At 41.1% G+C, this 15,828-nt stretch carries 14 protein-coding genes; 9 read left to right on the forward strand and 5 right to left on the reverse strand.

Going from position 1 to position 15,828, the window contains the following annotated elements:
- Positions 1-457: 457 nt before the first annotated feature.
- Both argH and LDM98_RS11165 read left to right on the forward strand, forming a co-directional pair.
- The gene (argH, locus tag LDM98_RS11160; RefSeq protein WP_223899491.1) at positions 458-1,846 is read left to right on the forward strand and encodes an argininosuccinate lyase; all 1,389 of its coding nucleotides are present in this window, start codon (positions 458-460) and stop codon (positions 1,844-1,846) included.
- A 71-nt stretch (positions 1,847-1,917) separates the two neighbouring features.
- Positions 1,918-3,750 carry a hypothetical protein gene (locus LDM98_RS11165; RefSeq protein WP_223899492.1) on the forward strand — a complete coding sequence of 611 codons (1,833 nt, stop codon included), beginning with the start codon at positions 1,918-1,920 and terminating at the stop codon, positions 3,748-3,750.
- Positions 3,751-3,970: 220 nt separating this feature from the next.
- On the opposite strand, the gene LDM98_RS11170 is transcribed toward LDM98_RS11165, so the two are convergent.
- The gene (locus LDM98_RS11170) at positions 3,971-5,410 is read right to left on the reverse strand and encodes a YdiU family protein (RefSeq protein WP_223899493.1); all 1,440 of its coding nucleotides are present in this window, start codon (positions 5,408-5,410) and stop codon (positions 3,971-3,973) included.
- Between the two features lie 117 nt (positions 5,411-5,527).
- Positions 5,528-5,992, reverse strand: a complete 465-nt coding sequence (locus tag LDM98_RS11175) for a CYTH domain-containing protein (protein ID WP_223899494.1) — start codon at positions 5,990-5,992, stop codon at positions 5,528-5,530.
- Positions 5,993-6,061: 69 nt separating this feature from the next.
- Between LDM98_RS11175 and LDM98_RS11180 the strand changes: the two genes are divergently transcribed.
- Positions 6,062-6,523, forward strand: coding sequence for an OsmC family protein (locus tag LDM98_RS11180; protein ID WP_223899495.1), 462 nt, complete (start codon positions 6,062-6,064; stop codon positions 6,521-6,523).
- A gap of 3 nt (positions 6,524-6,526) precedes the next feature.
- On the opposite strand, the gene LDM98_RS11185 is transcribed toward LDM98_RS11180, so the two are convergent.
- Positions 6,527-6,733, reverse strand: coding sequence for a DUF1450 domain-containing protein (locus LDM98_RS11185; protein ID WP_223899496.1), 207 nt, complete (start codon positions 6,731-6,733; stop codon positions 6,527-6,529).
- A gap of 90 nt (positions 6,734-6,823) precedes the next feature.
- Here LDM98_RS11185 and LDM98_RS11190 point away from each other — a divergent pair, with 90 nt between their 5' ends.
- On the forward strand, positions 6,824-7,027 hold the full coding sequence (locus tag LDM98_RS11190) for a hypothetical protein (RefSeq protein ID WP_223899497.1): 204 nt from the start codon (positions 6,824-6,826) through the stop codon (positions 7,025-7,027).
- 62 nt (positions 7,028-7,089) lie between these two features.
- Here LDM98_RS11190 and LDM98_RS11195 read toward each other — a convergent pair whose 3' ends face one another.
- Positions 7,090-7,296 carry a hypothetical protein gene (locus LDM98_RS11195; protein WP_223899498.1) on the reverse strand — a complete coding sequence of 69 codons (207 nt, stop codon included), beginning with the start codon at positions 7,294-7,296 and terminating at the stop codon, positions 7,090-7,092.
- Positions 7,297-7,584: 288 nt separating this feature from the next.
- Between LDM98_RS11195 and LDM98_RS11200 the strand changes: the two genes are divergently transcribed.
- Positions 7,585-9,420, forward strand: a complete 1,836-nt coding sequence (locus LDM98_RS11200; RefSeq protein ID WP_223899499.1) for an ABC-F family ATP-binding cassette domain-containing protein — start codon at positions 7,585-7,587, stop codon at positions 9,418-9,420.
- A 374-nt stretch (positions 9,421-9,794) separates the two neighbouring features.
- Here the strand turns inward: LDM98_RS11200 and LDM98_RS11205 are convergent, their stop codons facing one another.
- Positions 9,795-10,148 (reverse strand): histidine triad nucleotide-binding protein, encoded by a 354-nt coding sequence (locus LDM98_RS11205; protein ID WP_223899500.1) that lies wholly within the window; start codon positions 10,146-10,148, stop codon positions 9,795-9,797.
- A 203-nt stretch (positions 10,149-10,351) separates the two neighbouring features.
- Between LDM98_RS11205 and pheS the strand changes: the two genes are divergently transcribed.
- The 4 genes from pheS to aroA are packed head-to-tail and all read left to right on the forward strand — an operon-like array spanning position 10,352 to position 15,805.
- Positions 10,352-11,344 carry a phenylalanine--tRNA ligase subunit alpha gene (pheS, locus tag LDM98_RS11210; RefSeq protein WP_223899501.1) on the forward strand — a complete coding sequence of 331 codons (993 nt, stop codon included), beginning with the start codon at positions 10,352-10,354 and terminating at the stop codon, positions 11,342-11,344.
- The gene (gene pheT, locus LDM98_RS11215; protein ID WP_223899502.1) at positions 11,341-13,674 is read left to right on the forward strand and encodes a phenylalanine--tRNA ligase subunit beta; all 2,334 of its coding nucleotides are present in this window, start codon (positions 11,341-11,343) and stop codon (positions 13,672-13,674) included. The genes pheS and pheT overlap by 4 nt, the downstream gene beginning before the upstream one ends.
- A gap of 2 nt (positions 13,675-13,676) precedes the next feature.
- Positions 13,677-14,528 (forward strand): 4-hydroxy-3-methylbut-2-enyl diphosphate reductase, encoded by an 852-nt coding sequence (locus LDM98_RS11220; RefSeq protein WP_223899503.1) that lies wholly within the window; start codon positions 13,677-13,679, stop codon positions 14,526-14,528.
- Complete coding sequence (gene aroA / locus LDM98_RS11225; RefSeq protein WP_223899504.1) at positions 14,525-15,805, forward strand: 3-phosphoshikimate 1-carboxyvinyltransferase; 1,281 nt, start codon at positions 14,525-14,527, stop codon at positions 15,803-15,805. The genes LDM98_RS11220 and aroA overlap by 4 nt, the downstream gene beginning before the upstream one ends.
- Positions 15,806-15,828: the final 23 nt, after the last annotated feature.

A 15,828-nucleotide genomic window follows, 5' to 3' on the forward strand; every position in this document is an offset into this window, starting at 1 on the left:
CATCGCCGATAATACTGCAGGCTACGTCTGTGGAAATGTAGGTCGCTGCCACTTTGAGTTTTATAGCACTCCTTCAATCTTTTTCATCAATCAAATTCTTAACAATAATCATTAAGATCTTATCTTTTTAATGTTTCTCTTATCTTCCATTTATTGTATGTTAGTCATTTAAATCTTTGATTAATGCTCTATTTACTCCTGGTTAACTCCCATCGTTTATAATGTCCTTAGAAAGGTAACCAACTCCCTTTCCAAGAGATTTGTTTTACTCCTTGTCCAAAATTTGTAATAACTTCCTTGTTTCTCTTGGTCCCCGGTTGCCTTTTTTACCGAAGAGCCTATCCCTCCCGATTTAACTCCCTTCCTTGGGCTCTTCGCTTTTTTCTATGACGGACAATCCTTCTTAAACGTACTTTACGATAAAATACTTTTAATTAACTACATTCAGGAAACAATCATGTCTAAAAAAATTGCCTCTGCAAGAATCTCTGAAAAGAGTTCACAACTCCTACAAGATCTCAACAATTCACTGCCGTTTGATAAAGTGCTTTATAAAGAAGATATCGAAGGGTCACGTGCACATGCCTATATGCTTTGTGAGCAGGGTATCATCTCCGAAGAGGATTATGAGAAGATAGAAGGCGGACTGTATGAGATTCTGGGTGAGATAGAATCCGGTACATTTACATTGGATGGTGATGATGAAGACATACACATGGCCATAGAAGGAAGACTGACTGAAAAGGTCGGTGATGCAGGGAAACGCCTGCACACAGCACGTAGCCGTAATGACCAGGTGGCACTTGATTTTAGAATGTATGTACAGAACAACACAAAAGCCATCGCTGATCTGCTTTTAGAGAACATTACAACGCTAGTAAAGGTCGCAGAAGAGAATGCAGAGACGATGCTTCCGGGTATGACACACCTGCAGCATGCACAGCCTATAAATTTCGGTTACCATATGTTGGCCTATGCCAGTATGTTCAAACGTGATTATGAGCGTTTTATGAGTTCTTATGAGCGTAACAACTATTCTCCTATAGGATGTGCTGCATTGGCAGGTACACCACACCCGATCAACCGACAGACCACTTCAGATAAACTTGGTTTCAATGCGCCGACTCTGAACTGTTTGGATACGGTAAGTGACAGAGATTTTGCCTTAGAGATACTTTTTAACATCTCTACGATGATGATGCATATGAGCCGCTTGAGCGAAGAGCTCATTTTGTGGTCTGCAAGTGAATTCAGATGGGTAACGCTTTCTGACAGACATGCCACAGGTTCTTCCATCATGCCACAAAAGAAAAACCCGGACATCCCTGAACTTCTCAGAGGAAAAACAGGGCGTGTGAACGGTAACCTTGTCGCACTCCTTACAGTGATGAAAGGGTTGCCACTTGCATACAACAAAGATATGCAAGAGGACAAAGAGGGAGTCTTTGACTCTGTAAGAACAGCAACACTTTCACTACAGGTGCTTGAAGAGATGATCGCAGAGATGACTGTGAACAAAGAAGCCATGGAAGCTGCATGTATGATAGGCCACCTCTCTGCAACAGACCTCGCAGACTACCTCGTAAAAGAGCAGGGGCTTCCATTTAGAGATGCCTACCACATCACAGGTAATGCCGTGAACCTGGCAGAGGAGAAAGGGCTTGACATTTCTGAACTGAGCCTAGAAGACCTACAAAGTGTAGATGCACGAATAGGTGAGGGTGTGGTAGCACTACTTGATAACCGTGCTTCGATGAATGCCCGCCAGTCTGAAGGTGGAACTGCCACTGTTAGGACTTTGGAACAAGTGGATAGTATGAAGGCTTGGTTGGAGAAGCAAAACTAAAACCATTTTTTGTATAGAAAAAAGTGCTAATAAATAGTTATATATTATAAGATATATAGTAAAGGAAAATCATGTTTATTATTAGTGATAGTAGATGGAATAGATTACCCATATCTGATTTTAGAGGAAGGTTTTTTGTAGAAACTTGTTATGAATTACTCCATACTGAAACACCACCATTTCATCAATCAAGATTAATGAACATTATTTCTTCAGTTGAAGAAGTTTTATTTTCTATTGAAGATTTTGAGTATGAAGTAAAAAACTTTAGTAATTTACAAAATGCAATTGATGAACTAAAATCGTGCTTTCAAATTGATTTTATTGCTAAGGAGATTTTATCAGAGGATATATTAAATCTTAATGGAGTATTTTCAGATATTAAGACTTATAATGAAGCTACTTTAAGTAGGTTAAAAAAAGTAAAATTATTATGTAATAATATATTATATAAAGAAGCAGATTATTCTCAACGTCTTACACAAAAACTACAAGAGATTGTTATTGGAGATTCTGTGAATGTGGAGCAAAAACATCGTCTTACAAAAGAGATATATAAAACTACGAGTTTATATATCACATACCTGCTATCTAAGGGGTATTCACCTAAATATTTATATAATAGAACAGAGTCTTTTACAAGATTAAATAATTATAGACGTGGTAGAAACTTTAATGAACAATTTTCAAATGTTATTGCTAAATTAAATAGCCGTATTGATAAATATACTATTTGTTTTGCATTATATACAAGTCATATTAGTGACATTGATACTTATAGTGAAGTATTTGGAGTTAGCATTTTAGATGATGTTAGTCATCTCTTTAATGCTGGAGATATACGGAAGATTAATCCTGAAAATGAATATAATATGTATATTTTAATTAATGTTGAAACAACAGACTATGTTAGTGCCTCATTTGAGGCAAAAGAAATTTTTAATTCAATTATTGATAGTTTTAGTTTTAATGATTTAATATATAATAAAGATATAAATGATGTATGTTTAACTCATGTTACTATTAATAGTAACATATATAGGCGAGAACTTGATTTGGGTACATTATGGCACTTTGTAACAATCAGCCCAAATAAAGAATATTATAGACACCTTGATTTAATGTTAAATTTAGATACTTATTTAGAAAAAACAAGTTCAGAGAAACTAAAACGTTCATTACGTTATGTACGATTAAGTAAAGATGCAAATTCACTAGAACAAAAGTTATTAAATCTTTGGATTGCTCTTGAATCATTGTTTGATAATAAACAAAATACAATAATAGGTAATGTCTTAGATTATATACCTGAAGTATATGCTGTTAATTCAATTGAAAATAGATTAAAATATATTCTTGAACTTCTATCAAAATATAAAGTCACCGTTCCTATCGATGTGAAAAATAAATATACTATTATAGACAGTATATTTTCAGAAGATATATCTTTATCAGTGTTTACTCGACTCTTTTATGATGAAGATTCAATGGTTAAAGTATTTGATTCTTGTGGTGAGAAAGAATTTTTAAAATATAGACTTTTGACAATATATGAGGAATTAAATAACACTAAAAAAATAATAGCAAGAATAAAGAAAACGAGTTTAGATGTACGTAGACAATTGAGAAGAATATATGTTATACGCAATAAATTGACACATCAAGCTTATCATAGAGATATTAAAGGTCAAATTGTGAATCACCTTTTTGAATATACAATGATGTGTTATAACGCTATTTTTATTACAATGAAGAACTCTCAAGAAGCTAGGAAGATAACAATTGATGATGCTTTATTAGCATATAAGTTGGGTAGTCAAAATATATTTAAACATTTAAGTGAGATTGATGATGAAACAACTACTATTGATTACTCTCTGATAAATGTAAAACCTGTGATATAATATTTTATTTTTTACTGTTCCCTCTCTGTACGTGGGAATGAATGCATCAGTTTAAACTTCTTTTACACCTGACAGTTAATTAATCACTTTTATATTTTTTTACAAATTTCAATTACTCCATCGCTAGATGGCAGGAACACATTTTACTATTCATTCTAATTTAAAGTATGGGAACGACCGAAAGGGAAAAAGATGAAAAACAATATGCTTCTCATCGTCCTCACGAGGAGCAGGAGAGACAGATATTTTTGTGTTCCTCTGGTGTCTCCCCAGCAAAATGTTCAAACTCCGGTAGTTCATCATACGGATGCATTGCGATATGTAGCAGTGTTTCTACCATAGAGAAGTCTCCTTTTTGAGCAAGGTCTATCGCTTCTTGGAGCATATAGTTTTTTAGCACATATTTTGGATTTGTCTTTAGCATTGCTTTTTGGCGCTCTGACTGTGTGCATATCTCTTTTGCTAAACGTTTGTCATACAATTCAAGCCAGTTGTGAATGACCACTGGGTTCATGGCGATGTCATAGAGAGGCATTCTGTCACCATCATAGTGACTGAGCGTTCGAAAGAAATTGGTATAGTCGACATAGGCATCTTGCAGTGCACCTACCAGATCTGTGATGAGTTCAACATCCTCATCCAGTTTCAAAACCAATCCCAGTTTTTCACACATGACATCAATATAGGCATCAGGGTAGAGGAAGTTGCCAAAATCATCGAGTTTCTTCTGCATCCTGTTTTGATCGATAAGCGGGGTGAGTGCTTTGGAGAGCATGGTAAGGTTCCAGTAGGAGACATTGGGCTGGTCACCGTAGCTGTAGCGGCCTGCTTTGTCGGTTTTGTTGCAGACAAAGCCGTAGTCAAAATCATCCAGCATCGCATACGGCCCATAATCGATGGTAAGACCTGCGATGGACATGTTGTCTGTATTCATCACGCCGTGGTTAAAGCCTATCCCCTGCCACTGTGCGATCAGCTTTGCCGTACGCTCAACGACCTCACAAAAGAACTTGTAGTAGCGGTCTTCATCATCCTGCAGGTGCGGGTAGGATTCGGCGATGACATAGTCGGCAAGGGATCTGAGTTTGTCGTACTCTTTAAAGTAGTAAAAGTATTCGAAGGTACCAAAACGCACCCAGCTCGGCGACATACGCATGACGATCGCCCCGCGTTCTATCTGGTTTCGTAAGATTTTTGTTTCAGACCCGATGATGCCAAGGGCACGTGTTGTGGGAATGCCAAGATGGTGCATCGCTTCGCTCATCAGATACTCGCGTATGGAAGAGGGGATGGCCGCACGGCCGTCTGAGGTACGTGAGTAGAGTGTCTCTCCACTCCCTTTGGTCTGGATGTGCCAGCCATTGATGCTTCCCAGGTTGATAGCCCTACCGTCTCCCAGACGCGGTGCATAATTACCGAACTGGTGCCCTGCATAGCACATGGAAAAAGGACGTGCCCCTTTGGGAAGGTAGGTACCGTTGAGCAGTGCTACAAAACGGGGGTCCTCTTTGGTACTGCTGTCAAGACCGATCAGTTCTGCCGCATTGGGATTGAAACTGATCAAGTAGGGATCATCCAGTGGTGTGGGTTCGGTCAAGTCGTAAAATTCGCTGTCGAGCGAAAGATACGGGGTTTCAAAATTAAGGTTATCAAGTGTCATACAGAGGTTTTACATTTCTTATCCTTAAGATCAGATAAGCTTTGATCTTTGGAGGTGATTTTCCTTTGCGTATTCTTGTATAGGTTCCTATATAAATACGGAAATGATAGAAATACTTTACCAGGATGTATAGGGGTTCTCCACCAAATTCGCATTAAAATACCGCACATCCTCCGTTACCTCTTTAGCGGTCCACTCGGGCAGAGAAAACACTTCCTCTTCACTCTCCAGCTCTATTTCGGCGATGAGGAGTCCTTGATTGGATCCTTCAAATATATCGACCTCCCATGTATGACCCTCATGCGCTACAAGGTAGCGAGTTTTTTCGACGAGTGAGGCGTGGCAGAGGTTTGTGAGCATCTCCTGTGCATCATTCAGAGGAATGGGGTATTCAAACTCCAACCGTGTGGCACCTTCGCTTTTGCCTTTGATGGTGAGAAAGGCTTCTGTGTCACGGATGCGTATGCGTACGGTGGTTTGATCTACCGTTTGGATGTAGCCTTGTTTGATGGTGTATCCATTGTTCAGCGTGGGCAGTTTGGTTTCGTCTACGAGGAATTTGCGTTCTATTTCTACACCCATGATGTGCCTTTTGCAGTAAAATATAAGTCATATAGTGTACACTATCGCAAATAAATCTTAGGAATGAATATGAACGTATCAGTAGAGTATCTTGGCGATAAAAAATTTAAAGCGAACACCATAAAGTCTTCTTTCATTTTAGACTGCAAAGAGATCACCCCTGTGGAGTATTTTGCAACGGGTATCATAGGGTGTACAGGGATCGACCTTGTGATGATGGCGGAGAAGGACGGGTATGAAGTGAGTAATTACTCAGTGAAAGCTGAGATAGAACGAACGGAATCTGTACCGATGAAATTTGCATCTATGCACATCATTTACGCGTTTGACGGAGCGTTTGATGCCATGAAAGCAAAACGTTATATAGGGGCATCTTTGGAGAGTTACTGTACTACGGTCAACTCTATCCGCGATTCGGTAAAAGTAAGTTATTCGATCATTCAAAACGGTGAGAAGATAGCTGATAAAGAAGAGCTCATCTCTATGAGCGTGACGCTTGAAGATGGATTCGGGGGCGCTTGCTGTTCATAGGTTTCAGAGCGCCTCTATCTTTGAGATGAGCTTTGAAATGCGTTTGGCCGTCTGTTTCTTTCCATCTACTTTTGCGACAGGCTGATGCTTACACACTTTGCACATATCGATACATGACTTCACGACGACCGTATCATCAGGAAAAGCTTCGGTAAGTTTTTTCTGAAGCTTATCGACTTTCGAGAATTTTTTACATAGTTGTATCTTCATAGTTTACTATAGCATATTTTTTCTGCTTCAGATACTTTTTACTGTAAGGGGAGTATCATAATAGTAGAGCATAGACTAAAAGGACATAGTATGAAGCCTGAAGAACAAGATATTGCAAGAAGAAAAAATGAGATCATAGCAGAAGTGAATGCACTGTTTAAGGCCAATATGAAGTTTACCGACTGGGATGTTCCCGAAGCGGATGATGCACTTGCGGCAAAACTGATCATAGAGATCATGCAAGAGGCGCTTGACGGGTTGAAAGCAAAATTGGATGCGGGTGAGTTCAAATAATGATCCTATCAACAATGCAGGATATCATTTGATTTACTCCTGTTGATACAGGAGTGAAGATTTTAGAGAAGTCCCAGTTCTGCAAGCAGCGCTTTGATCGTGGGTGAAAGTTTACTGAGATCCTGTATGAAAGTACCTGAGGACATATCTTCCCTGTACCACTCTTCAATGCGTTTCATGGAGTCACTTTTCTCTTCTTCTGTGAGCGCATCTGATCTATCGATACTCTCTTTGATCTTTTCCAGGTGTTTTAAGTTACTGCCACTCATTGTGTATCCTTTTAAAAGATGTCGTAGATTATTATAGAACGATAATACTTTCAAACATCTATGATACGGCCTAATACACATTTCGCTATAATGCTGACCCAAATAATGTCATAGGAATTATAAAACTAGCATTTGTCATTGCGTCTAGGATATTTACAAAAAATCATCACTTAACCTATGGGTTAACCTCAAATTTTTTGCAAGCACCCTAAACACAAGCCCAAACACTATTTTCACAATGCCATGACATTATTTGGGTTAACAAATTCCCCATAAATGGATATGCATATGATACAACTTACAAACCTCTCAAAAAGCTTTGGGGGACAAACCCTTTTTAAAGATGTCAATCTCAAACTTTCACAGGGACAGAAGATCGGATTTGTCGGACGCAACGGGTCTGGTAAATCGACGCTTTTCAAGATCATCCTTGGTGAAGAGAGCTATGATTCCGGAGATGTGAGTATCCCCAAGAACTACATGATAGGCACACTTCGCCAGCATTTGGAATTTACAGAGCCTACGGTCCGTGAAGAGTGTGCACTGGTACTTCCTGAAGATGAACAGTGGAACTTTTACAAGATAGAAAAACTGCTTTTTGGACTGGGGTTTACGGCAGAAGATCTGGAGAAGGACCCTATGAGTTTTTCAGGGGGGTATCAGATACGTATCAACCTTGTCAAACTTTTGGCAACAGAACCGAACATGTTACTGCTCGATGAGCCTACCAACTACCTAGACCTCCCTTCATTGCGTTGGCTGAGAAGCTTTATCAAAGAGTTTGAGGGTGAAGTGATACTCATTACACATGACCGTGACTTCATGGACTCTGTCACGACCCATACAATGGGTATACAGCGTAAAGGTCTTCGTCTGGTGCAGGGTGACAGCTACAAGTACTACGCTACACTTGAGATGGAAGATGAAACCTATGAAAAAACGAAGGCAAATCAAGACAAAAAACGTAAAGAACTTGAAGAGTTCGTCGCACGTAATAAAGCCAGAGCCTCGACCGCTGCACTGGCACAGTCCAAGCAAAAAGAACTGGATAAAATGGATGACATGGAAGATCTGCAGAACGATGCGACCTTATCTTTTAATTTCAAATATAAAGAGACCCCCGCAAAAATTATTTTCCGTGCGGAGGATCTGGGCTTTGGGTACAACCCGGAAGAACCGCTGTTCCAAGGCATTACTTTTGCTTTGGAGAAGGGTAAACGTCTGGCGATCATCGGTAAGAACGGTAAGGGTAAGTCAACACTGCTGAACTACATCGCGGGAGAATTGCCGCTCCAACAGGGCAAGCTTGACTTTCATCCTGCCACCACATTCGCGCACTTTGGACAGACAAACATCGAAAGACTGAATGTCAAAGCAACGATCATTGAAGAGATCGCTTCGGTCCATAAAGATATAGGTATACCGGAATCACGCAGTATCGCCGGGCGTATGATGTTCTCGGGTGACCTTGCCGATAAAAAGATAGAGGTACTCTCGGGTGGAGAGCGCAGCCGCGTCATGCTCGGAAAGATCATCGCAACCCCTGCAAACCTTCTCTTCCTTGATGAACCTACCAACCACCTGGATATGCAGTCCATTGATGCGCTGGCAGATGCCATAGAGGAGTTTGAAGGCTCACTTATCATGGTGACGCACTCAGAGATGCTTTTAAGAAGGTTGGCTGACGCGCTGATCATCTTTCATAAGGGTGGTGCAGAGTATTTTGACGGTACCTATGATGAATTTTTGGAAAAGATAGGTTGGGAAGAGGAAGAAGGGGCAGCGCCTAAAAAGAAAAAACCTAAGATCAACCATAAGGAACGCAAGAAACTGCGTAAAGCCGTGACACAGGAACGTAATGAACTGCGTAAGCCATATACCAAAGAGATCAAGCTGTGTGAAGAGAAGATTGAAACGCTTGAAACAGAGCTTGAAGCTAAAAATGCAGCACTTGAAAAAGCATCAAACTCCGGTGACAACGATGCTATTATGGAACTTTCACGTGAAGTAGGTCTGGTACAGCAGGAAGTGGATGCACTCTTCGAACGTCTCGCAATAGCTGCGGAAAAAGATGATGAGATCGTGGCTGAGTATGAGCTCAAGCTTGAGGAGATTGATGCATAATTAATCTGCGTATCAGTTAGTTTTGCAGATTGCCTTACCTCTTACTTGTGGTGTTGTTTCTCTCTTCATTTTTTTAGAAAAAACGAAGCAAAAAAGCGTCGTGGCTCTCGAATCGCTTTGCTTACGAGGGCGTTCGCCACGACATTATTTTATTAATGCATAGACTATCGTTATGTATTGACTATTTTTATTTAGAAATTTTATTGAATCATACATAGTGTGCTCTGTCACTGTGAACACCCTTGAAAGCGAAGCGATTTGAGAACAGTGACGACTTTTGTTTACTTTTCTAGAAAAGTAAGGAGAGAGGCAATTTCACAAGTAAGATGTTGAGGTAGTATGTGAGATGCAGGCAATAAATCCCCCAAGAGTTTTTACAAACTTTTGTGCGGGTCTTCGTGGCTGTGATCCCAGGTGAGTTTTCCTCCGCCTAACAGGTGGAAATGTAAGTGGTAGATCTCTTGTCCTCCGTCTGGACCGTTATTGGTGATGAGTCTGTAACCTGATTTATCAATACCGACTTTATTCGCTACTTCCTGTGCAAAACGGGTGAGTCCTGCCATGGTCTCGGGTGTTACATCCTGAAAAGAATCTACATGTGTTTTAGGAATGATGAGAATATGGATAGGTGCCTTAGGATAGAGGTCATGAAATGCTAAAAAATGTTCACTCTCATGGACAGTGTTATTGGGGATTTCTTTGTTTACGATTTTGCAGAATATGCACATGTCGTGATCCTTTGATCGGTTGATTTAGTTTCTTTTTGTTTTATCATATCAACTTGTGTATACGCATGTCAAGCACGAATATGACGGTGGTATGATCAAGTTTAATATAGGCAAAGTATAGCACAGATAAGTAGTAATAAATCCCATTGTTAGTAATTTTTAGATAAAATCACAACAATACACAGAAGTCATATAGAGGTTAAATGGAAAATTTAGAAGAGAAGATCATTCAGGCCGATTCGCTTGAAGCATTGGAAAAAGTACGTGTTGAGCTTTTTGGGAAGAAGGGTGTTTTGGCAGCAGAGTTTGCCAAGATGAAAGATGTACCCGGTCCGGAGAAAAAAGCATTTGCAGAGGGGTTGAACAAAAACAAAGCCGCACTGCAAGCAAGTTTTGATGCACGTTACGCAGGGCTGAAATCTGAAGAGATAGAAAAAGTACTGAAAAGTGAAGCGATAGATGTTTCACTCTATGGTACATTGGCTCAAAAAGGTGCACTCCATCCGGTGATGGAGACGATGGACAAGATCATTGACTATTTTGTGGCATTGAACTTTGCTGTGGAGAGCGGTCCTATGGTTGAGGATGATTTCCATAACTTTGAAGCACTGAATTTGCCAAAATACCACCCTGCCCGTGACATGCAGGATACATTCTATTTTAAGGATGGCGGACTTTTGCGTACCCATACCTCTCCTGTGCAGATACGTACGATGATGGAGACCAAACCACCTATTCGTATGATCGCACCGGGGTCAGTCTTCAGACGTGATTATGACCTGACACATACACCTATGTTCCATCAGGTTGAGGGGCTTGTCGTAGATGATAAAGGCAAAGTGAGTTTCGCAAACCTCAAGTCTATATTGACAGATTTCCTACAGTATATGTTCGGGGATGTTGACGTGCGTTTCAGACCTAGTTTCTTTCCGTTCACCGAACCGTCTGCCGAAGTGGACATCTCTTGTATCTTCTGTGAGGGTGAAGGATGCAGGGTCTGTTCACATACGGGGTGGCTCGAAGTACTTGGATGCGGGATCGTTGACCCGAATGTCTTTAAGGCAGTGGGATACGAAGATGTGAGTGGTTACGCCTTTGGTTTGGGGGTAGAGCGTTTTGCCATGCTTATGCATAAAATACCTGACCTGAGATCTTTATTTGAAGGTGATATTCGTTTGTTGGAGCAGTTTAGATGATAGTAACAAGAAGTTGGTTAAGTGAATTTATAGACCTTAGCGGTGTCTCTAATGAAAAGCTTTATGAAACGTTTAATGCTATAGGACTTGAAGTTGACAGTCTCACACAGATAGAGGTAGCGGAAAAAGTGGTGATAGGAAAGATCCTTTCTTGTGAAAAACATCCTGATGCTGATAAGCTCAATGTCTGTAAGATCAATGTGGGAAGCGGCACAAGACAGATCGTCTGTGGGGCTGCCAATGTGGTGGATGCGGAGTATGTGGCAGTAGCGACCATAGGTGCTGTGCTGCCTGGCGACTTTACCATCAAACATGCGAAGCTTCGTGGTGTTGAGAGTGAAGGAATGGTATGTGCCTCTTCGGAACTTGGATTACCTGATACAGGCAAAGGGATCATGATACTCGATGAAAGTATCGGTGAACTTGAAGTGGGTAAAGAGTTACGTTCTTATGAAACGATTGCAGATACGATCATTGAGCTTGAACTCACAGCCAACAGGGGTGACTGTCTGAGCATCTATGGTGTGGCAAGAGACTTGAGCACAGCACTTGACATTGAACTGAAACCTTTCGAGTACAAACAGGAAGAGAAGATCAAACTCGGTATCGCCAGAGAAGCAGAGCTTCACCATACAGGTGAAATGGATGCAGATCTGCATTACAAACTTGCAACGATAGAGCAGATATCCAATAGTTTTCTTGTACAGTTACGCCTGGCTATGGTAGGTATAGAAGCGGAAGGAAAACTTGCAAGTATGCTGGCGTATGCAACACACACAACAGGGGTAGTGTTACGTGCATATAACAGTAAAATGTTCCGTAATGATGAAAATAAGATCTCTGTACAGACGGTAGGAAAAGCAAAAGGGATCATCGAGATCACCGGAAAGGAGAAAGTACTTTCTGTTGTGGGTGTGCAACAAGAAGCAGAGTGTATAGCCAATGATCAGACGAAAGAGCTTTTGATCGAAGCCAGCTATATCAATCCTGATACTTTGGTTGAGGCGGTTGCAGCCACTTCTTTAAAAACGGATGAGCTTTATTATAAGACATCCAGGGGTTCCAATCCTGATCTTCAATTCGGGTTATCGTTCCTGGCTTCTATGATGGACAATTATACGGATATCTCCTGTTATGAAGGTTCACTGATCGTAAGTGCTGAAAAAGAACATGAAACCGTTATCGTAGATGCAAAAGAGATCTCTGCTATCATCGGTATGGATATTGAAATAGGAAGGATCGTAACGAAACTTCAAAAACTTGGATTTGAGATCAATTCTATGGGGCATGATCTTATCGCAGCAGTGGTACCGCCTTTTAGACATGATATCAAACATTTACAAGATATTGCAGAAGAGATCGTGCGTATTATCGGTATCAATAACATAGAAGCCAAACCTTTTGTGTTTGCTGAGAAACCGCGTCTTAACGCGACAACCGATAGATATAAGACAAAAAAAGCGTTCAAGAATCGTGCAGTAGGTGTCTCATTCTATGAGAATGTATCATATGTCTTTTCTGAAAGAGCACTTTTGGAAAAATATGGTTTTTCTACGCTTGATGAAGCATTGGAACTGGCAAATCCTATCGCAGAAGAGCTCAATACATTGAGATCTACGATACTGGTCAATTTGCTCAATGCAGCGAAGCGTAATGTGAGTTACAGTAAAAAATCGATCCCTCTGTTTGAGATAGGTGCAGTGTTTGGAAGCCAAAGAGAACAGAAAGAAGTGATCTCATTTGTGTTCTCCGGACAGGTTGAAGGTGAAAATGTAAGAAATGCGGGTAAACCGCAGATGATCGACTTTGCCACTTTTACACAAAAAGTGGGCGCAGTTGTCGGTGCCTTTGAACTGGTACCCTGTACGTATGAAAATGGGCTTATCCATCCCTATCAATCTGCCAATATTGTTGTAGATGGTAAAGTGTGCGGATTTATTTCAAAGCTGCACCCGACGGTGCAGGAAAGTTTTGATCTCCCTGTGACATTTATCGCTGAACTTGATTTTGATGTGTTTTTACCGACACATATCAATGCGACACCTGTCTCCAAGTTCCAAGGTGTCTATAAAGACCTCTCTGTAGTGATCGATAAATCTTTGAATTACTATGAAGTGGCTAAAGTACTCAATGCACTGGAACTTCCAATGCTTAAAGATACCTATCCTGTAGATATCTATGAGGATGAAAAATTGGGTGATAAGAAAAGTCTTACGGTACGTTTCTTCATCCAATCTATGGAAAAAACACTTGAAGAGAGTGATATAGAAGCAGTGATGGGTCAGGTCATGGCTGCACTTGAAACTGAATGTAAAGCAGAATTGAGATAAAGATGAAAATACAATTAGCTTCAAGTTATGGATTTTGTTTTGGTGTGAAAAGGGCTATTGAGATAGCGGAAGAACACCGAGGTTCTGTCACATATGGTCCTCTGATCCATAACAAAGATGAGATCAACAGGCTCAAAGAAGGGTTCAACATCGGCCTTGCTGAACGTCTTGAAGATATAGAGACGAACGGTGCAGTGGTGATCCGTACACATGGGATCCCAAAAAATGAACTGGCTGTCTTGAAAAGTCAGGACCATAAAGTGATAGATGCGACCTGCCCTTATGTCACAACTCCGCAAAATATTGTGCAAAAGATGAGTGTTGAGGGGTATAGCATCGTGATATTCGGTGACAAGGACCATCCGGAGATCAAAGGTGTTGTGAGTTATGCGGAAGATCCGGAGGATGCGTTTATCGTGCTTGAACCGGAAGAGCTGGAAGCACTTCCTCTTAAAGGGAAGGTTGCCGTCGTTTCCCAAACCACAAAAAAACCTGAAGATTTTGCCAAGATCGTAACAGCCCTGATGGCAACACGTAAAGAGGTCAGGGTATTCAATACGATCTGTACTGCAACCTTTGAAAACCAGGATGCAGCAGCAGAACTGGCTAAAAAGGCTGATGTCATGATCGTCATTGGAGGAAAACACTCTTCCAATACCAAACAGCTGCATAGTATCTGTGAGCGTGATTGTAAAGAGAGTTACCTTATAGAGAATGAGCAAGAGCTGGAAGCCGGCTGGTTTGACGGTAAAGCGCTTTGCGGTATCTCTGCAGGTGCTTCTACCCCTGACTGGATCGTACAGAATGTGATCAACAAGATCCAGAAAATGAAAAAGGTAGATGAGGTTATATGAACACATTAACACTCAAGCCTATTTCCAAAATAGAGGGAGAGATCAATCTTCCGGGATCTAAAAGTCTTTCAAACAGGGCTTTACTGCTTGCAGCCTTGGCAGAGGGAACCACCAGGATCACCAATCTGTTAGAGAGTGACGATACAAGACATATGCTCAATGCCCTGAAGCAGCTTGGCATTCAGTATACCCTCTCTGACGACAAAACAGAATGCACCGTGACCGGTAATGCAGGGGCGATACACAGTACTACCCTGCAGGAACTCTTCCTGGGGAATGCAGGTACCGCTATGCGTCCGCTCTGTGCGGCATTGTGTCTGGGGTCAGGTTCATATCTGCTTACAGGCGAACCTCGAATGAAAGAGCGACCTATAGGGCATTTGGTAGATGCTTTAAGAGAGGCAGGTGCAACGATCAGCTACCAGGAGAATGAAGGGTATCCGCCGCTTTTGATAGAAGCGCATGGTCTCTCTGGGGGTGATGTGAAGATCGATGGCGCTATCTCAAGTCAGTTCTTAACGGCATTGCTGCTTGCGGCACCTCTTGCAAAAGAGGATATGACCATTTCTATTATCGGGGAGCTTGTCTCCAAACCTTATATCGATATTACACTGCATATTATGAAAACGTTCGGTGTAGAGGTAGAGAATGACAAGTATCAAACCTTTAAGGTCAAAGGCGGACAAACCTATAAAGCGGTAGAAACTTTCATGGTAGAGGGAGATGCTTCTTCTGCTTCTTATTTTTTAGCGGCTGCTGCGATCAAAGGCGGTACCGTAAAAGTGACTGGTATAGGAAAAAAGAGTATCCAGGGGGATGTACAATTCGTTGATGTACTTGAAAAAATGGGTGCGATCGTAGAGTGGGGTGATGATTTTGTAGCGGTAAGCAGGGGTGAACTGCATCCCATAGATATGGATTTCAACCATATTCCTGATGCCGCAATGACCATAGCTACCACAGCACTTTTTGCAGAAGGTACTACGACACTGAGAAATATCTATAACTGGCGTGTAAAAGAGACAGACAGGCTCTTTGCCATGGCAACGGAACTGCGCAAGGTCGGAGCAGAAGTAGAAGAGGGTGAAGACTACTTGAAGATCACTCCGCCTAAACAACTTAAACATGCCGCGATTGATACGTATGACGACCATAGAATGGCCATGTGTTTTTCTCTTTTGGCACTCGATCCGGTCTCTGTAACGATCAACGAACCTGAATGTACTGCCAAAACTTTCCCTACTTATTTTAAAGTATTAGAGAGTATTTCTTCTTAAAAAAACCTGCAAAAAACAGTAGT

The sequence above is a fragment of the Sulfurovum sp. TSL1 genome (genome assembly GCF_019972135.1).
GTDB lineage: Bacteria > Campylobacterota > Campylobacteria > Campylobacterales > Sulfurovaceae > Sulfurovum.